12 protein-coding genes are annotated in these 15,853 nt (G+C 68.2%); 6 read left to right on the top strand and 6 right to left on the bottom strand.

The window, feature by feature from the left end:
* Nucleotides 1–174 precede the first annotated feature (174 nt).
* Both AC1DU6_RS02040 and AC1DU6_RS02035 read right to left on the bottom strand, forming a co-directional pair.
* On the bottom strand, nt 175–519 hold the full coding sequence (locus tag AC1DU6_RS02040; protein WP_056191399.1) for a hypothetical protein: 345 nt from the start codon (nt 517–519) through the stop codon (nt 175–177).
* Nucleotides 494–4,054: a Dyp-type peroxidase gene (locus AC1DU6_RS02035; protein ID WP_477855963.1), complete on the bottom strand. Its 3,561-nt coding sequence runs from the start codon at nt 4,052–4,054 to the stop codon at nt 494–496. Before AC1DU6_RS02035 ends, AC1DU6_RS02040 begins: the two co-directional genes overlap by 26 nt.
* A gap of 206 nt (nt 4,055–4,260) precedes the next feature.
* Here AC1DU6_RS02035 and AC1DU6_RS02030 point away from each other — a divergent pair, with 206 nt between their 5' ends.
* Nucleotides 4,261–4,542 carry a hypothetical protein gene (locus AC1DU6_RS02030; RefSeq protein ID WP_477855962.1) on the top strand — a complete coding sequence of 94 codons (282 nt, stop codon included), beginning with the start codon at nt 4,261–4,263 and terminating at the stop codon, nt 4,540–4,542.
* A gap of 137 nt (nt 4,543–4,679) precedes the next feature.
* On the opposite strand, the gene recQ is transcribed toward AC1DU6_RS02030, so the two are convergent.
* Nucleotides 4,680–6,569: a DNA helicase RecQ gene (gene recQ, locus AC1DU6_RS02025; RefSeq protein ID WP_477855961.1), complete on the bottom strand. Its 1,890-nt coding sequence runs from the start codon at nt 6,567–6,569 to the stop codon at nt 4,680–4,682.
* 29 nt (nt 6,570–6,598) lie between these two features.
* Here recQ and AC1DU6_RS02020 point away from each other — a divergent pair, with 29 nt between their 5' ends.
* Nucleotides 6,599–7,093 (top strand): cupin domain-containing protein, encoded by a 495-nt coding sequence (locus AC1DU6_RS02020; RefSeq protein ID WP_457324901.1) that lies wholly within the window; start codon nt 6,599–6,601, stop codon nt 7,091–7,093.
* A 265-nt stretch (nt 7,094–7,358) separates the two neighbouring features.
* Here AC1DU6_RS02020 and AC1DU6_RS02015 read toward each other — a convergent pair whose 3' ends face one another.
* Entirely contained in the window at nt 7,359–7,577 is a 219-nt protein-coding gene (locus AC1DU6_RS02015; protein WP_457326125.1) for a SlyX family protein, read from the bottom strand.
* A 313-nt stretch (nt 7,578–7,890) separates the two neighbouring features.
* Here AC1DU6_RS02015 and AC1DU6_RS02010 point away from each other — a divergent pair, with 313 nt between their 5' ends.
* The gene (locus AC1DU6_RS02010) at nt 7,891–9,372 is read left to right on the top strand and encodes a 3-keto-disaccharide hydrolase (protein WP_457388868.1); all 1,482 of its coding nucleotides are present in this window, start codon (nt 7,891–7,893) and stop codon (nt 9,370–9,372) included.
* 319 nt (nt 9,373–9,691) lie between these two features.
* On the opposite strand, the gene pbpC is transcribed toward AC1DU6_RS02010, so the two are convergent.
* On the bottom strand, nt 9,692–12,019 hold the full coding sequence (gene pbpC, locus AC1DU6_RS02005) for a penicillin-binding protein 1C (protein WP_477855964.1): 2,328 nt from the start codon (nt 12,017–12,019) through the stop codon (nt 9,692–9,694).
* A gap of 143 nt (nt 12,020–12,162) precedes the next feature.
* Between pbpC and AC1DU6_RS02000 the strand changes: the two genes are divergently transcribed.
* Both AC1DU6_RS02000 and AC1DU6_RS01995 read left to right on the top strand, forming a co-directional pair.
* Complete coding sequence (locus tag AC1DU6_RS02000) at nt 12,163–13,719, top strand: DUF4331 domain-containing protein (RefSeq protein WP_457321829.1); 1,557 nt, start codon at nt 12,163–12,165, stop codon at nt 13,717–13,719.
* 20 nt (nt 13,720–13,739) lie between these two features.
* Nucleotides 13,740–14,273 (top strand): PEP-CTERM sorting domain-containing protein, encoded by a 534-nt coding sequence (locus AC1DU6_RS01995; RefSeq protein ID WP_457321827.1) that lies wholly within the window; start codon nt 13,740–13,742, stop codon nt 14,271–14,273.
* A gap of 28 nt (nt 14,274–14,301) precedes the next feature.
* Here the strand turns inward: AC1DU6_RS01995 and AC1DU6_RS01990 are convergent, their stop codons facing one another.
* Complete coding sequence (locus tag AC1DU6_RS01990) at nt 14,302–14,685, bottom strand: YfeK family protein (RefSeq protein ID WP_457321825.1); 384 nt, start codon at nt 14,683–14,685, stop codon at nt 14,302–14,304.
* A 64-nt stretch (nt 14,686–14,749) separates the two neighbouring features.
* Here AC1DU6_RS01990 and AC1DU6_RS01985 point away from each other — a divergent pair, with 64 nt between their 5' ends.
* Nucleotides 14,750–15,853 carry an aromatic ring-hydroxylating oxygenase subunit alpha gene (locus AC1DU6_RS01985; RefSeq protein WP_457321824.1) on the top strand — a complete coding sequence of 368 codons (1,104 nt, stop codon included), beginning with the start codon at nt 14,750–14,752 and terminating at the stop codon, nt 15,851–15,853.

The following is a 15,853-nucleotide window of genomic DNA, read 5'->3' as shown; positions in this document are numbered from 1 at the left end:
GCACCGCCACCTTCCCGCTCGGCATTCCCTACGGCTACACGCTGCAGGCGCCGTCGTGCGTGAAGCAGAAGCTGCCGGCGGCGGCGGGGGCGGGGACGGGGTTGGCGAAGGTCAGCTGCTGATGGCGTGGCCGGTCGGCGCCCCACAAAGTGAGCCGACCGGCCACCCGCTACGTCATCCCCAGGTCATGCTCCACTCGACTCGGACATGGGGCCTGAGCTGCAGCTCGCAGAACTTGATGCGCTCGTCGTTGAACGCCACGCGCAGAACTTCCCTGCCTCCAGCCGATTCGATGTGCCAGGTATGGGCCATCACCGAACTGAACCGCAGCCGCAGCAAATCGCCCTGCCACCATTCGACAGCGAACTCCATGTCATCCGGTGCAACGGTAGCGACGACCCGGTCGTCCCCGCGCAGCGTCGCGAATCTCGCACCGTAGTACCAACCTTCGGCGTGAGTCCACTCGGGCTCCGTCTCGAAGAACACCACATAGTCAAGAAGCTCGAGCCGATCGGTCATCCATTCTCTCCACCCCCATCGCCACCACCGTCGGCGCYCCCGTAAACCGCAGCACCCCCGCATCCAGCACCGCCGCAATCACACCCAGCATGACGCCCATGCCCATGCCGTAGCCCGAGCAGGCATGCGGCGGCGGGCCCTGGGGATCGGCGCAGTCACCGCCAAAGGCGACGTGGTGGCGCAGCGGGTCCTGCTGTGTGGCCGAGCCCAGCCCCACGACGACGACGCGGCCGGCCTCGACATCGACCTGTCCCAGGCGGTGCGCTTCGCGCGCCTTGCGCCAGACCTGGAAGGGCGTGGGGCGCCGGGTCAGCGTCGCGACCATCGTCGGGCGCAGCCGGGCCACGGCCTCGGCGTAGGGGCGCATCTGGGTCTGCGGATCGGGCACGACTTCGTGCCACAGCGGCTGCAGCTCCCACAGCTTGCGCGTCTGCACCCAGGCGGCCAGCACGGTGATCAGGTTGGCATGCGTGGTGGGCGGAAAGCCCAGCATGATGCCGGCCAGCGTGCATGCAGCCAGGTCGGGCGTGGCGTCGGGCAGGGCTCTGGCAGCGGCGACGATCTTCTGCGCCAACGGCGGCAGCACGGTGCCCGGCTCAGCCAGCCAGGCCTCGATGGCTGCCGTGAAGCGGCGGCCGGCGGCGCGGCCTTCGGCCTGCACCGCCTCGGTCGGGTAGGGACCGAAGACATGGCGCGAGACCTTGAAGAGATCACGCGGGCAGCGCGCGGCCGCCCCTTGAGCCGGCGCCTCGGCATGGAATTCGGTGCCCCGGATGTGGCGCCCGTCGGGCTGCCCGAACCACCGCTGGCACAGCGCGGCCAGCACGCCTTCGCTCAAGCGCTCGAAGTCCAGCGGCGTGTCGGTGGGCAGGTCCTTGGGTTTCTGCGAAGCCGGAAAAGCGTTCAGCAGCCCATGGGCCTCTTCCTTCAGCTTCGCCAGGCCGGCCTTGGCGACCTGGTAGGCGGTGGCATAGCAATCAGCCTCGCTGAAGGCCTCGATGGCCGCATTGATGATGGGCGCCAGTGCTCGATGACCGCTGCTTTCGTCCTGACCCAGAAAGCCCAGGCCGATGGAGTCGTGCATGCGCTCGCCGTAGCCGCTGACGGAGTAGCGGTCGGGGGCGTTCCTCAGCACCTCGCAGACGCGCTCGGGCGCGCCCACCAGCACGCCATAGGCCGTGTCGACGACGCCATCAGGCTGGGCGCGCACCCAGGCCCAGGCGGCATCGCGGGTGTTGGTGTCTTCCAGCCAGAGTTGCATGGCCGCCTTGTCCTGCAGGTCGGGCACGCGCTCGGGCACCGGCGTGGGAGGCGGCAGCGGCAGAGGCAGCTCGGTCAGGCAAGGCAGGGATTTCAGCGCGGCGATGGAGGGCACGAAAAAGTACGCGCCCCATTGCAGCGTGACGAAGGGCTCGGGGCCGAGGTCGATCTCGTAGGGCTTGCCGGCGTGCTCGAAGGGGAAGAGGCGCGGGCCGCCGCTGCCGTCGACGACACCCAGCAGCGGGTCGCTCTGCGCCGCATAGCCGCCGCTCGCGTTGCCGCCGGCCACCCAGCGCTGCACCACTTCAAACTGCTCGGCCAGATGGGCGTTGTAGGCCATGAAGACGAGGCCGCGGTCCTCGTCGTCCGGGGCATCGGCATGCACCGGCGCGCCATAGCTCATGCCGCGGCGCAGGATGCGCGGCATGCGGTTCCTGGAGAAGGCCGTGCCGGCCAGGTCGCGCGGGTTGGTGCGGCGGATGTGGGCGTGGAAGGGGCAGGCCGAGCCTTGCGCGTCCTTGGCGAAGTTGAAGTCATTGCTGCTGCCCGAGGCCTCGGGCGCCGCGAGCGGCCGGCCGTCCTGCCAGCGGCCCATCAGCTTGGCAAGCACCAGCTCGTGGTCCAGGCCGATCTTCCTGGCCTCCTGGTAGGTGCGCTTGGCAAAGCGACCGGTGTACTGGCGCAGCTTGCGCACCACCAGGAAGCTGCCGCGATCCAGCAGCGCATCGGGCTGCTCGGGCACGGTGTAGCCCTTGTCGCGCTCGGTGGGGAAGCCTTGCAACACCTCGCCGTACTTGACCTTGTCGTCCCAGGCCAGGCCCGTGGGCGGTGCGTCGTCCGGCGTCGGCACGGGCTGGCTGATGCCGTCCTTGAAGCCGAAGTGCTCCTTGTCGGCCGCATTGCTGCGCATGGGCTCGATGGCCATCAGCGCCAGGCCGGTGTTGACGGTCAAGGCCTCGGCCAACTCCTTCAGGCGCTTGTCGTCGGCCGCAGTGAAGTTCTCGCCCGGCTCGGCGGCCGCAAAGCGCAGCTGCACGAGGACATGGGCGTTGGCGGGGTCAATGCGGTCGATCTTGTTGACATGAGGCGCCAGCACCCAGTGCGAAGGGTGGTTGTGGCGCACGTCGCCCAGCAGGCCGGCGCGCGCGGCCATGCCTTCCTTGAAGGCCTGCGGGAAGCGTTCCAGGCGCGAAGCCGGGACGCCCAGCGCCCTCAGGCCTGACAGGGTCAGCGCCACCTGGCGCCAGACGGCGAGCTGGGCGCCGTCTTCGTTGTCGCGCTGGACCGGCGCGGTGCTGAGCCAGGCGACAGCCTGAGCCGGCTGGGCCACGCGCAGCAGCACCAGGCCGCCGCGGTTGCCGGGCGGTTTGCTCAGCAGGCAGCACTGCAGGTCGCCCGGCAGCAGCGACAGCTCGCGCGCCTTGATCTCGGGCTCGGGCAGCGGCTGCTCGAACCAGGCCAGCATCTCGTGATGGCGCTGGCGCAGCTGGCCGCCTGCGGTCTTGCCGCCATCCTTGGGAAACTGTTCAACCGTGCCCAGCTCGCGCAGCTCGAACAGCACGTCGTGGGTGGCGCGCAGCAGGCAGTCGCGGTCGGGTGCCCCGGTGCCGAAGTAGCGCTGCAGCGTGTACAGGCCCGCCAGCGGCAGCAGGCCGCGCGCCGCCATCGCGAAGCGCTCCTTGTCGCCAGCGGGCAGCGGCGGCGTCTCGCCGGAGGCCGGCGCGCGCAGGCGGTTGAATTCCAGCTCGTTGGCACGGCCGCGCTGAGCAGCCTCCAACCGGGCGAGGTATTCGCCATCGCCGACGCTGCGGCCGGAGGCGATGAACAGGAAGTCGGCCGAGATCTCGTGATCGCGCACCCAGCGCCCATAGGTCTCGAAGCTGCAGTCGCGCGACAGCGTGTAGGCCTCGGTGTGGCAGAGCATCAGGTCCAGCGTGGAGCCGAGCTGGTCCCAGATCACCCGCATATAGGGCTCCCAGCCGCCGTCGAAGCAGACGTTGAGCAGCAGCCGGTCGGGCGCTCCGTCCTTGCCGTCGACGATGCTCCAGCGGAAGGAATGGACGATGCGCCAACGGGCGACGATGTCGGTATAGGGCGAGGCCGGCGAGCTGGACTCGCGCGAGCCCAGGCGCAGGCCGTTGAGCGTCTTCAGCACCCTGCGCAGGCGGTCCACATAGGTGACGACCTCGAGCGCGTCGACAAAGCCGCGCTTGATGTCAGCCAGCAAGTTGAGGTCGGTGATGCCGCCGAGCTGAACGTCGTTGCCCCGTGCCATGACTCTTCTCCCTAGCTTTTAGGGGAGAAGTATCCCGGCACCGCATGACGCCGGGGACAGGGTCGGCCCTCAGGTTTAAGGAGGGATTCCGTTGATCCCTGCCGGACGCATTTCATCCGCGAAAAGCCGCAACCTATCGCAAACCCTTAGATCGGATGACCCCTCAAGATCACACTGGCGGCACACCAGAGAGAAAGAAGTCCGCCATGAACCGCATCAGCACCACCACCGCCGCCGCCCGCACCCRCCTGCAAGCCGTCAGCGCCGCCATCCTCGTCGCCCTGGTCGCCCTGACCGGCGCTACCTGGATGACGCTCACCGTGCCGGCCGAAGCGCCCGAAGTCGTCAAGCTGGACCGCGTGGTCATCAGTGGCGTGAGCACCCCGGAGCCGACGATTGCCCAGCTGCCCCGCGTCGTCATCGAAGGCCGCCGCACGCCGGATGCGACGCAAGTCGCCAGCGCCGACCTGACGGCCGCCGTCCGCTAAGCGGGCCGAGCGCCGGGCCGCCCCCTAGCCGGCCCGCACTGGCGATGTGCGTGGGGCTCAACGCCACACGCATCGCCGCCCCCTCGGGGGACCGGCCAGACTTGCCTGCGTTCAGCAAGGCGAGACTGGACGAGGGGCTAACGCCCCAACACGCGAAGGATCTCCCGGCCGTAGGCTTCGAGCTTCTTCGCCCCCACGCCGCTGATCTCCCCCAGTTCGGCCAGGTCCCCCGGCAGGACGCGGGCCATCTCCGCCAGCGTCGTGTTCTGGAAGATCACATAGGCCGGCAGGCCATGCTCCTTGGCCACCTCGGAGCGCCAGGCCTTCAGCGCCTCGAAGCGCTCATGACCTTCGGCATCCAGGCCCAGCGCCGGATCTGCCTTGGGCTTGGCACCGCCCCGCGACGTCTTTGACTTGCCGCGCGGCTTCTTCTCCTCGGCCTCGCGCAGGCGCAACTCCACCTCGCCCTTGAGCACCGCCCGTGCGCTGTCCTGCAAGGCCAGCGTATTGAACTCGCCCTCGGCGGCCACATGACCCAGCGAGATCAGCTGGCGCAGCACAGCCCGCCACTGCTGCTCGGACAGGTCGGCGCCGCAGGCCCAGGTCGACAGGTTCTCGTGGCCGTATTGCTTGGTCTTGTCGGTCGCCTTGCCCCGCAGCACGTCGATCAGGTGGCCGGCGCCGAAACGCTCGCCGCGCTGGTGGAAGCGGTAGATGCAGCTCAGCAGCTTGYGTGCCGCCTCGGTGCCGTCCCAGGTCTGCGGCGGGTTCAAGCAGTTGTCGCAGTTGCCACAGGGCGTTGACGCTTCGCCGAAGTAGCCCAGCAGCCGCACGCGCCGGCAGTCAGTCGCCTCGGCCAGCGCCAGCAACGCATCCAGCTTGCCGCGCTGGCCCTGCTTGAAGACCTCGTCGGCCGGGCTGTCGTCGATCATGCGGCGCTGGTTGACGACGTCAGCCAGGCCATAGGTCATCCAGGCCTCGGCCGGCGCGCCATCGCGGCCGGCGCGACCGGTCTCCTGGTAGTAGCTCTCGATGTTCTTGGGCAGGTCCAGGTGGGCGACGAAGCGCACGTCGGGCTTGTCGATGCCCATGCCGAAGGCGATGGTGGCCACCATGACGATGCCGTCCTCGCGCAGGAAACGGTCCTGGTGGCGGCGGCGCACGTCGGCGTCCAGGCCGGCGTGGTAGGGCAGGGCCTTGATGCCCTCGCTCTCCAGCCACGCCGCCGTCTCGTCGACCTTCTTGCGGCTCTGGCAGTAGACGATGCCGGCCTCGCCCTCGTGCTCGTCGTTGATGAAGCGCAGCAGCTGGTCGCGCGGCGAGGTCGTCTTTTCGGCGATCAGGTAGCGGATGTTGGGCCGGTCGAAGCTGCTGATGAAGACGCGTGCGTCCTGCAGTTGCAGCCGCTGGATGATGTCGGCCCGCGTCAGGTCATCGGCGGTGGCCGTCAGCGCGATGCGCGGCACATCGGGGAAGCGCTCGTGCAGCAGACTGAGCTGCAGATACTCGGAGCGGAAGTCATGCCCCCACTGGCTGACGCAATGCGCCTCGTCGATGGCGAACATCGACAGCAGGCCGCGTTCGTGCAGCGAGGCCAGCTGGGCCAGGAAGCGCGGCGTCGTCAGCCGCTCGGGCGCGGCGTAGAGCAACGTCAGCCGCCCGCTCATCATCTCGCGCTCGATGCGGCTGGCCTCCTCGCCGGTCTGGCTGGAGTTCAGGAAGGCGGCGTGCACGCCGGCCTCCTCCAGCGCACCGACCTGGTCGTGCATCAGCGCGATCAGCGGGCTGACGACGATGGCCACGCCCTGTTGGCGGGTGTGGCGCACGATGGCGGGCACCTGGTAGCACAGGCTTTTGCCACCACCGGTGGGCATCAGCACCAGCGCGTCGCCGCCGGCGGCCACCTGCTGGACGATGTCGGCCTGCTGGCCGCGGAAGGCGGTGTAGCCGAATACTGCTGACAGGACCTGGTGAGCTGCGGATTGCAGGTCGTCGGAGGCTTGGGGAAGATGCAGGGGCGGATTCATTCAGCCGCCATTGTCCCAGGAGCTTCCAGATGCCCCCGTCCGATAAAGCCGCCGAATTGCGCGAGCGCCTGATCCGCAATTTCAATGACGCGCCGCGCGAGCGCTTTGTGCGCCCGCCGCGCTACGACACCGAGACCACGTCGCTATCCAAAGGCACCGCCGCCCAGCAGTTGGGCGCCAGCTTCGACATCCTGGCGCCCGGTCAGATGGGCTGCCCTTACCACTTCCACTACGCCGAGGAGGAGATGTTCATCGTGCTGCAGGGCGAGGGCACGCTGCGCGTCGCCGGCGAGCTGGTGCCCATCCGCGCCGGCGACACCATCAACATCCCGGCAGGGCCCGAGTACCCGCATCACATCATCAACACCTCGGACGCGCCGCTGCACTACATCAGCATCAGCACGCAGAAGGAGCCGGAGATCTGTGTCTACCCGGATTCGGGCAAGGTGGGTGCTTTCGCGCCGGGCCTGCGCCTGCTTCAAAAGCAGGACGCCGGGCTGGACTACTGGGTTGATGAGCCCTAGGAGCCTGTCGGGCTTTGGGTCGGGTGCGCGTTGGGCCTGCAAGGGGGCTCAGCCTAGGCGCAAAGCGGAGCTGGGCCGGGTGCCCAGCGAGCATTTGCAACGACGGATCAGCCCCCTTGCAGGCCCAACCCGAAGGGCCGGGGCGATTTGCAGGGCGATTCGGCGTTGCCGACTCGTTGTGGGGGCCGATCCCACGCCTCGTCGGCGCCTTGCCTCGCCCCGCAACTCACCCCGGCGCGCACCCGACCCAAAGCCCGACAGACTCCTAGTAATGCGGCGGCAGCTCGTCGCGCGGACCGCGCATGCCGTCCGGCTCTGCCGCCGTGGCCCGATTGCGCAGCTCGACGAGCTCGCGCACCAGCCGGTCGATCTGCTCCTGCTGGCGCACGACGACCTGGTTGAGCTGCTCGACCGTGTCTTCGGCGAAGCTGGCCTTGATCTCGAGGTCGGTGATGCGTTGTTCGAGGGCTTGCAAGGTGTCCATGACGATATGGTGGCGCATTTCGGCGGGGTTGCGGGCCGAGTTGGGCGACGTACGCGCGCGGTGGAGCGGCTGGTTTGCGGCGGCGGAAATCGGCACAGCCTGAGCAAGCCTTCGGAAAGCGGCCGCTCAACSTTTGAACTTATCGGTAGTCACAATGGGCGACGCCCGCTTTCGCCTGTCCGTGCGATGGAAGGGCTAGGCGCCATCGTCTTCCTCACAAGACAGGTACTCAGCTACTTGGCCAACGCCTTCCACTTCAAATCCAACTTTCTGGGCCACCCTCCCGGGGCCCGCACTTTCGGGGATGGGAAGAATGAACCTGATGTCGAGGCTGGTCTGCGCCAGCATGTGTTTGTTTGCCGGCACTGCCTTGGCCGCCGGCAACGCGGCGAACACCGCAACATGGAAGCTCATCTTCAACGGCAAGGATCTCAGCGGCTGGTCGGCGCACTACGCATCCAAGGTCAGCGCCGATACGCCGGCCGCGTCCAGCATCTTCGAAGTGAAGAATGGCGAGATCCACGCGTATCCCACGCACGTGGCGGGCACGCCCCAGCCGTTCGCGTACATCATCACCGACGCTGACTTCAAGGACTATGTGATCAGCCTCGAATACAAATGGGGCAATAAGAAGTTTCCGCCGCGGCTTCACGAAGTGCGCGATGCGGGCCTGCTGTATCACGTGTATCGCGTGCGGCCGTCAGACTGGCCGGCGAGTGCCGAAGCCCAAATCCAGGAAGGCGACACCGGAGATTCGTGGGCGATATCGACGCAAGCCTCGAGCTTCGTCGATCCGAAGACCGGCCGTTATGCACTGCCCGAAAACGGCGGTGTCCCCATCACGGGCGGCGAGAACGAGGGCTACCACCGTACGCGCCACGGGCGTGTCAACGAGCGTCCGGGCTGGAACACGCTCGAAGTCATCGTGCGCGGCGATCGCGCCACACACGTCGTCAACGGCGTCGTGAACATGCGCGTCAGCGAACTCAAGTCCTGGGATGCCGGCACGAGCAGCTGGGTCAAACTCGACCACGGCAAGATCGTGCTTCAAGCTGAAGGCGCCGAGGTTTTCTATCGCAACATCAAGGTTCGGGCGCTCACGGAGACCGACGACATGCTGCCTGCGCCTGCACTCAGCGAGGTATGGTTCCCGGTTCCACCCAAGGTGACGCCGGGCGCGGCGCCAGGTGCCGCACCGTCGGACGCCATCGTGCTGTTCGACGGCAAGAGCCTCGACGCATGGAAAAGCGCGAACACCGGGGCAGCCGCGGGCTGGAAAATTGACAACGGCGAATTGGTGGTCGGCCCGGGCACCGGCGACATCCAGACCCAACAGTCCTTTGGTGACGTTCAACTGCACCTGGAGTGGCGCGCGCCCAAACTTCCCGCCGACAAAGTGAGTCAGGATCGCGCCAACAGCGGCGTATTCCTGCAGGATGTCTACGAGGTTCAGATTCTCGACAACTTCGAGAACCCGACCTACGTGAACGGCATGGTGGGGTCGATCTACAAGCAGTTCCCGCCGCTCGTCAATGCCACTTGGCCAGCCGAGAACTGGAACACTTACGACATCATCTACGCCGCGCCGCGCTTCGCGGCTGACGGTTCGCTCATTTCACCGGCGCGACTTACGGTGTTGTTGAATGGCGTGCTGGTGCAGAACAACTCCGCGCTCAAGGGCGGCACCACCTACATCGGTACGCCCAGCTATCGAGCACATGCCGAAATGCCGCTGCGCCTGCAGGATCATGGGCATCTGGTCCGGTACCGCAACATCTGGGTGCGCAAGCTTTGATGGGGACGTTGCTGGTTTCCTGACAAGAGGGAGACCGGTTCGAAGTGCCCTGTTCTGCCCGGTACTGCCGTCCTCGGGCTGCTCACCGAAGTGGTGAACGGCGCAAAGTGCGCAAGGTGTTGAKGCATCGAGACTTTCRATGAGTWGYGAGCGGTCAACTGCCGGATCTAGGTTCAATGACCGTTGCCGCTGGTATCGGCCATTAGGTCGCGAGATCTGGGTGACAGCAGCCAGTCTGAAGCACGCGCCTGTTTACGCTCGCTGACGCCCGCGATCCAGCGCGGCGGCCGCCATGCTGCCTATGTGCCTAAACACCGCGCTATGGCGCCATCTGAAACTCGACCCGCGCCCAATGTCCAAGCCCGTCCATGACGGTGAGCCGGTGCGCGCCCGCGCGCTCCACGTGCAGCGTCTGTGCCGCGCCAGCCGTCGTGCTGGCCGCCATCCATTGACCATCAAGCAGCCACGTCAGCCCCTGCTGCGCGCCGATCGCCTGCAGCTTCAGCACGACCTCGCGCTGGCCCGGCGCCGGGCGCAGCACCGTGCCGGGCTCCAGGCCGACGATGCGCAGGCGGTTGGCCGCCAGCTGCTGGCTGGCGCAGCCCGGTCGCCAGGCCAGGCGCTCCAGCGGGTGGCGCTGCTCGGCATCGAGGAAAGGCCCGAGCAGCGCAGGCCAGCGCACAGCCTCAAAACGCTCGGCCTCGGGCGCGCAACCGGGTTGCACGCGCTGGCCCGCCGCCACCCAGACAGGCTCTGCCAACGGCCCCGGTCGCAGCCGGTCGGGCAACGTCGGCGGCACGGCGCCGTCCAGCGTCCAGGCGATGCGACGCTGCAGGCATAGCGCCGGCTCGGTGGCGGCTTCGGCCAGGCCCAGCGGCCAGCAGATGGGCACGGCCGCCACGCTGTCGGGCCGGCGGCGCGGTGCGAGCTGCTGGCGGGCCTCGTCGGGGCCCAGCGCCGCCGCCAGGTCGCGCAGCAACGGTGCCGCCGAGTTGGCGCCGAAGTGGCCGGGGTTGGGCGTGCCGTCGGGCCGGCCAATCCACACGCCGAAGGTGTAGCGGTCCGTCACGCCCAGCGCCCAGGCGTCGCGAAAGCCAAAAGACGTGCCCGTTTTCCAGGCCACGCGCTGGCCGCTCTCGCGAAACGGTGAACCCGGCCGGCCGCCGTTCTCCAGGATCTCGCGCACGATGTAGGCAGCACCCTCGCTCATCAGCCGCGCCTCCTTCAGCGGCTCGTCGGGCATCAACCGCGGCCGGGCCGCAATACCGCCGCGCGCCAGCGCTGTGTAGGCGCCGACCAGCTCCTCCAGCGTCGTGCTGCCGCCGCCGAGKATGAGGCTCAAATTGGGCGCCGCATTGGCCGGCATGCGCAGCCTCAGGCCCGCATGGCGCAGCCGGCCGGCGAAGCGCTCCGGGCCCAGGCGGTCCAGCAGGTCCACGGCCGGCACGTTGAGTGAGCGCTGCAGCGCCTCGCTGACGCTGACGGGGCCCGAGAAGTCGGCCTGGAAATTGCCCGGCGCATAGCCGCCGAAGTTCTGCGGCGCGTCGATGAGCAGGCTCTCGGAATGGATGAGCCCTTCGTCCAGCGCCATGCCGTAGAGGAAGGGCTTGAGCGTGGAACCCGGCGAGCGCTTGGCGCGCACCATATCCACGTGCGCCCCGCGGCGCGCGTCGGTGAAGTCCGCCGAGCCGACGTAGCCGCGCACTTCCAGCGTGCGGTTGTCGACGACCAGGGCCGCCAGCGACACGGCGTCGGGCAGGCTGTTGAGCCGGTCGGTCAGCAGCTGCTCCAGGCGGGCCTGCAGACCGGCGTCCAGCGTGGTCTGGATCGTCGCCGCCGTCTGACCGTGGCGTTTGGCATCCTGGCGCAGTCGCTCGGCCGCCAGAGGCGCCAGCCAGCGCGCGCGCAGCGGTGGCGCAAAGACGCGCTCCAGCTTGGCGTCGGCCACGTCGGCAGCACTCCAGATGCCGATGGTCTGCATGCGCGTCAACACCTTGTCACGCGCCGTCTGGGCGGCCTGCACAGCCCGGTCCGGTCGCAGCCGTGTCGGTGACTGCGGCAACGCGACGAGCAGCGCGGCCTCGGCCTTGGACAGGTCCGCCGCGCCCTTGCCCAGGTAGGCCCGGCTGGCCGTCTCCACGCCCTCCAGCGGGCCGCCCATGGGCGCGAGGTTCAGGTACAGCGTCAGGATCTCCTGCTTGCTGCAGTGCAGCTCCAGCTGCAGCGCACGGGCGATCTGGCGCAGCTTGGCGGGAATGGTCCGGCCCGCCGCTCGCTCGTCCACGAGGCGTGCGACCTGCATGGTCAGCGTCGAGCCCCCGGAAACGATGCGCCCATGCCGCGCCCACTGCCAGGCCGCGCGCACCAGGGCCACCGGGTTCACGCCCGGATGCCAGCGAAACCAGCGGTCCTCGTAGTGCAACAGCGCCTCGGTGTAGTTGGGCGACACGGCTTGCGGCGTCGTCGGGTGGCGCTGCGCGCCGTCGTCACCGGGCCAGGCGCGCAGCGGCGTGCCGTCGGCGGCCAGCACGGTCAGCGTCGGCGAGTCGCTGGCAGGCGTGGGCAGCGGGCAGGCGAAGTCCAGCACCAGCACGACGGCGAGCAGGCCGGCAAGCGTGAGTTCGATGTGTCGACGGGTGATGCGCATCGRCATGCCGAAGACGATAGCCGAAGCGCCCCCCTAGCTTGCATTGCATCCAGCCCGCCCGCGCTGCGTAAAGACAAGGCCGCAGCGCTGGTTGTGTCCATCTGTTTGCGGTTCCACCCACGACCCGTCCAACAGGAGATGCCATGAAACTGCCCACCCGCGCGCCGACCCTAGCGCTCATCACCGCCAGCGTCCTCGCCGGCCTGGCCGCTTTGACGGCCCAGGCCTCCAGCCACCGCGAGGCCCCGTCGATTGGCGGCATGCCGCGCGTCGACGGCACCGACTTCTACCTGTTCAACAGCTACGAAGGCGTGGCCGCCAACGGCAGCGGCGGCCGTGCCGGCTATGTGACGCTGATCGCCAACTACCTGCCGCTGCAGGATGCCTATGGCGGCCCCAACTACTTCAAGCTGGACCCGAACGCGATCTACGAGATCCACGTCGACAACAACGGCGATGCGAAGGAAGACATCACCTTCCAGTTCAAGTTCATGAACACGCTCAAGGGCATCACCCTGCCCATCGGCAACCAGGTCGTGCCCATTCCGCTGACCCAGGCCGGCACGGTGAGCGCGCCCAATGCCGCAGCCCTCAACGTCAACGAGAAGTTCGCCCTGACCCTGATCCGCGGCGACCGCCGCACCGGCACGGCCAGCCCAGTAGCCAACCCTGCCGGCGGCACCTGGTTCGACAAGCCGGTGGACAACATCGGCACCAAGACGATTGCCGACTACCCGGCCTATGCCGCCCAGCACATCTACAGCGTCAGCCTGCCCGGCTGCGGCTTCCCGGCCAAGGTCTTTGTCGGCCAGCGCCAGGAGGCCTTCGCGGTCAATCTCGGCCCCATCTTCGACCTCGTCAATGCCGACGTGGGCGTCATCACCAACCGCAGCCTGATCAACGCGGCGGCGGTCAATTCCATCCAGGACAAGAACGTCACCTCGCTCGCGCTGGAGGTGCACAAGAGCTGCCTCACGCAGGGCAACGAGACCGTCATCGGCGGCTGGACAACGGCCAGCGTGCGCCAGAGCCAGATCGTCAACGCCGCACCGCCCAGCGGCTACGACACGGCCGTCAAGACAGGCGGCGCCTGGGTGCAGGTCTCGCGGCTGGGCAACCCACTGGTCAACGAGGTCGTCATCGGCCTGCCCGACAAGGACAGGTTCAACGCCTCGGCGCCGACGGGCGACGGGCAGTTCGCCACCTATGTCACCAACCCGACGCTGCCGGCCCTGCTGTCGGCCGTGCTGCCGATCGGCAACGCCGCCCCCACCAACTTGCCGCGCCTGGACCTGGTGACGACCTTCCTGACCGGCATCCCTGGCGTGAACCAGCCGGCCAATGTGGTGGGCTCGGAGATGCTGCGCCTGAACACTGCCATCGCGCCGCGGCCGTTTGCGATGCAGAACCGCCTGGGCATCGTCGGCACCCTGCGCGATGGCGAGAACCCGCCCGACCTGGCCGGCTTCCCCAATGGCCGCCGGCCCAAGGACGACATCGTCGACGTATCGCTGGCCGCCGTCATGGGTGGCCTGTGCTGGCTGAACAACGGCGGCGCGCTGTTCGGCCCGGCCTGCACCCGCGCCGTGGTGCCGCTGGGTGCCACCTCGCTGGAGCTTCACGACGGCGTCGACCAGGCCGTGGTGCCGCTGCTGCCCGGCTTCCCGTACCTCAACACGCCCAAGCCAGGCGCGAAGTGAACCCTTCCAGGAGCAAAGCCATGAATCGATTCCTCGGCGCCGTGGCCCTCGCGGCCGCGCTCTGCAGCAGCGGGGCGGCACAGGCCGGCCTCGTCACCTTCGACAACCCCGGTGTGATCGACATCGATAACAACACCGGCATTGCCAGCTACAGCGAGGCGGGCTATGTCATCAGCGGCCCGGCCGCGAGCTTTCTGCCCCTGGACGGCGCCATGGTGGGCGGCTTCGACACCACGCCCTTCGCGCTAAGCTTGCTCGGCGGCGGCGTGTTCGGATTGCAGTCGCTCGACATCGCGGCCTATGACCTGGGCTTCGGCCCCGGCATGCTGGCCCTGGTCGGTATGCTGGGTGGTGCACAGGTGGCTTCGCTGAACATCGACCTGGCCAATGCCGGACCGTTGGTCTTCGACAGCAGCTGGGCCCAGCTGACCTCGGTCAGCTTCTCGGCCACCAGCGGCTTCGCCCTCGACAACATTGCCACGGTGCCCGAGCCGGGCAGCTTCGCGCTGGCGGGCGCGGCACTGTTGATCGCGGCAACGCGTCGGCGGCGCTGAGCTGAACGTCGTGGCCGGTCCCGGCGCTTCAGCGCGCCGGGGTCGATGCCGCGCGGGCGGCACGCTGCAGCTGCAACTCGGTCTTCAGCCACTGCGCGCTCTCCACCGGCGCCTTGCCGGCACAGCGCACCAGATACGGCTTGCCGCTCATGCTGCTGGTGGCCGCGCCGCGCTCGATGAACTGCTCGGCCGTCTTCACCATGTCCTTGCCTTCCAGATAGTCCAGCTTCTTCAGCAGGTGGGCCTTGGCTTCGGCGCCGGCATACCAGCTGCCGTTGCGGTTGAACTCGCAGCCGGAGGCTTGCAGGCGGGTCAGCAGGGCGTCGACCTCGGCGCGGGCGACGGGTGGCAGCGGTGCGGCGTGGGCCAGGCCGGCGGCCAGCGAAAGCAGAAGGGTGAAGGCAGTGCGCATGAGCCGGATGCTACGAGGACAAACACGTGTCCGACCACAGCGGCCGCGAGGGTAAAACTGCCTGATGAACGACACCTCGCAACGCTGGCAGGTCCACCCGGAAGTCGCGCGCGCCGAGACGCTGGACAAGGCCTTCTACCTCGACCCCGCCGCGCAGCGTCTGCAGTACGAACGCGTGCTCGCGCGCAGCTGGCAGTGGCTCGCTGACCTGCATGGCGTGCAGGCGCCGGGCAGCCTGCAGCCCGAGACGCTGCTGCCCGGCAGCCTGGACGAGCCCCTGCTGCTGTCGCGTGACGCGACCGGTGCGCTGCGCTGCCTCAGCAACGTCTGCACCCACCGCGGCAACCTGCTCGTGCAGCAGCCGTGCCAAGGCGCCGCACAGATCCGCTGCGGCTACCACTCGCGCCGCTTCGAGCTGGACGGGCGCATGAGCTTCATGCCCGAGTTCCAGCAGGCGCTGGACTTCCCCCGCCCCTGCGACAACTTGCCGAAGTTGCCGCTGCAGGACTGGGGCGGCCAGGGCCTTGTCGCTTTGGAAGACCCGCTGGACACCTTCGATGCCTTCTTCGGCCCCGCCATGCAACGCCTGCACTGGCTGCCGCTGCAGGACTTTCGCCTGGACACCAGCCGCAGCCGCGACTACGAGTTCGACGCGCACTGGGCCCTCTACGTCGAGAACTACCTCGAAGGCCTGCACATCCCCTTCGTGCACCCGGGCCTCACGCAGACGCTGGACCTGAGCCAGTACCGCTATGAACTGCACGAGTGGAGCAATCTGCAGCTGGCGGTGGCGCGGGCCGACGAGACAGCCTTCGAGCTGCCGCCAGAGGCCGCCGAATACGGCCAGCGCATCGCGGCCTACTACTGGTGGGTGTTTCCCAACCTGATGCTGAACTTCTACCCCTGGGGGCTGTCGCTGAACCAGGTCACACCTATCGGTCCGGCGCGGACACGCGTGCGCTTTCGCTCCTACGTGTGGAAGCCCGAGCTGCTAGACAGCGGCGCCGGCGGCGCGCTCGATCAAGTCGAGATGGAGGACGAGGCCGTCGTCATGACGGTGCAGCAGGGGCTGCGGTCACGCTTCTACCAACATGGGCGCTACTCGCCGACGAGGGAGCAGGGGGTGCACCACTTTCATCGGTTGATAGCGCGTGCGATGGGGGATTGA

The organism is Roseateles sp. P5_B10, assembly GCF_056400485.1.
Note: the sequence above shows the minus strand (reverse complement) of the source record. Positions and strands in the feature narration are given on the sequence as shown.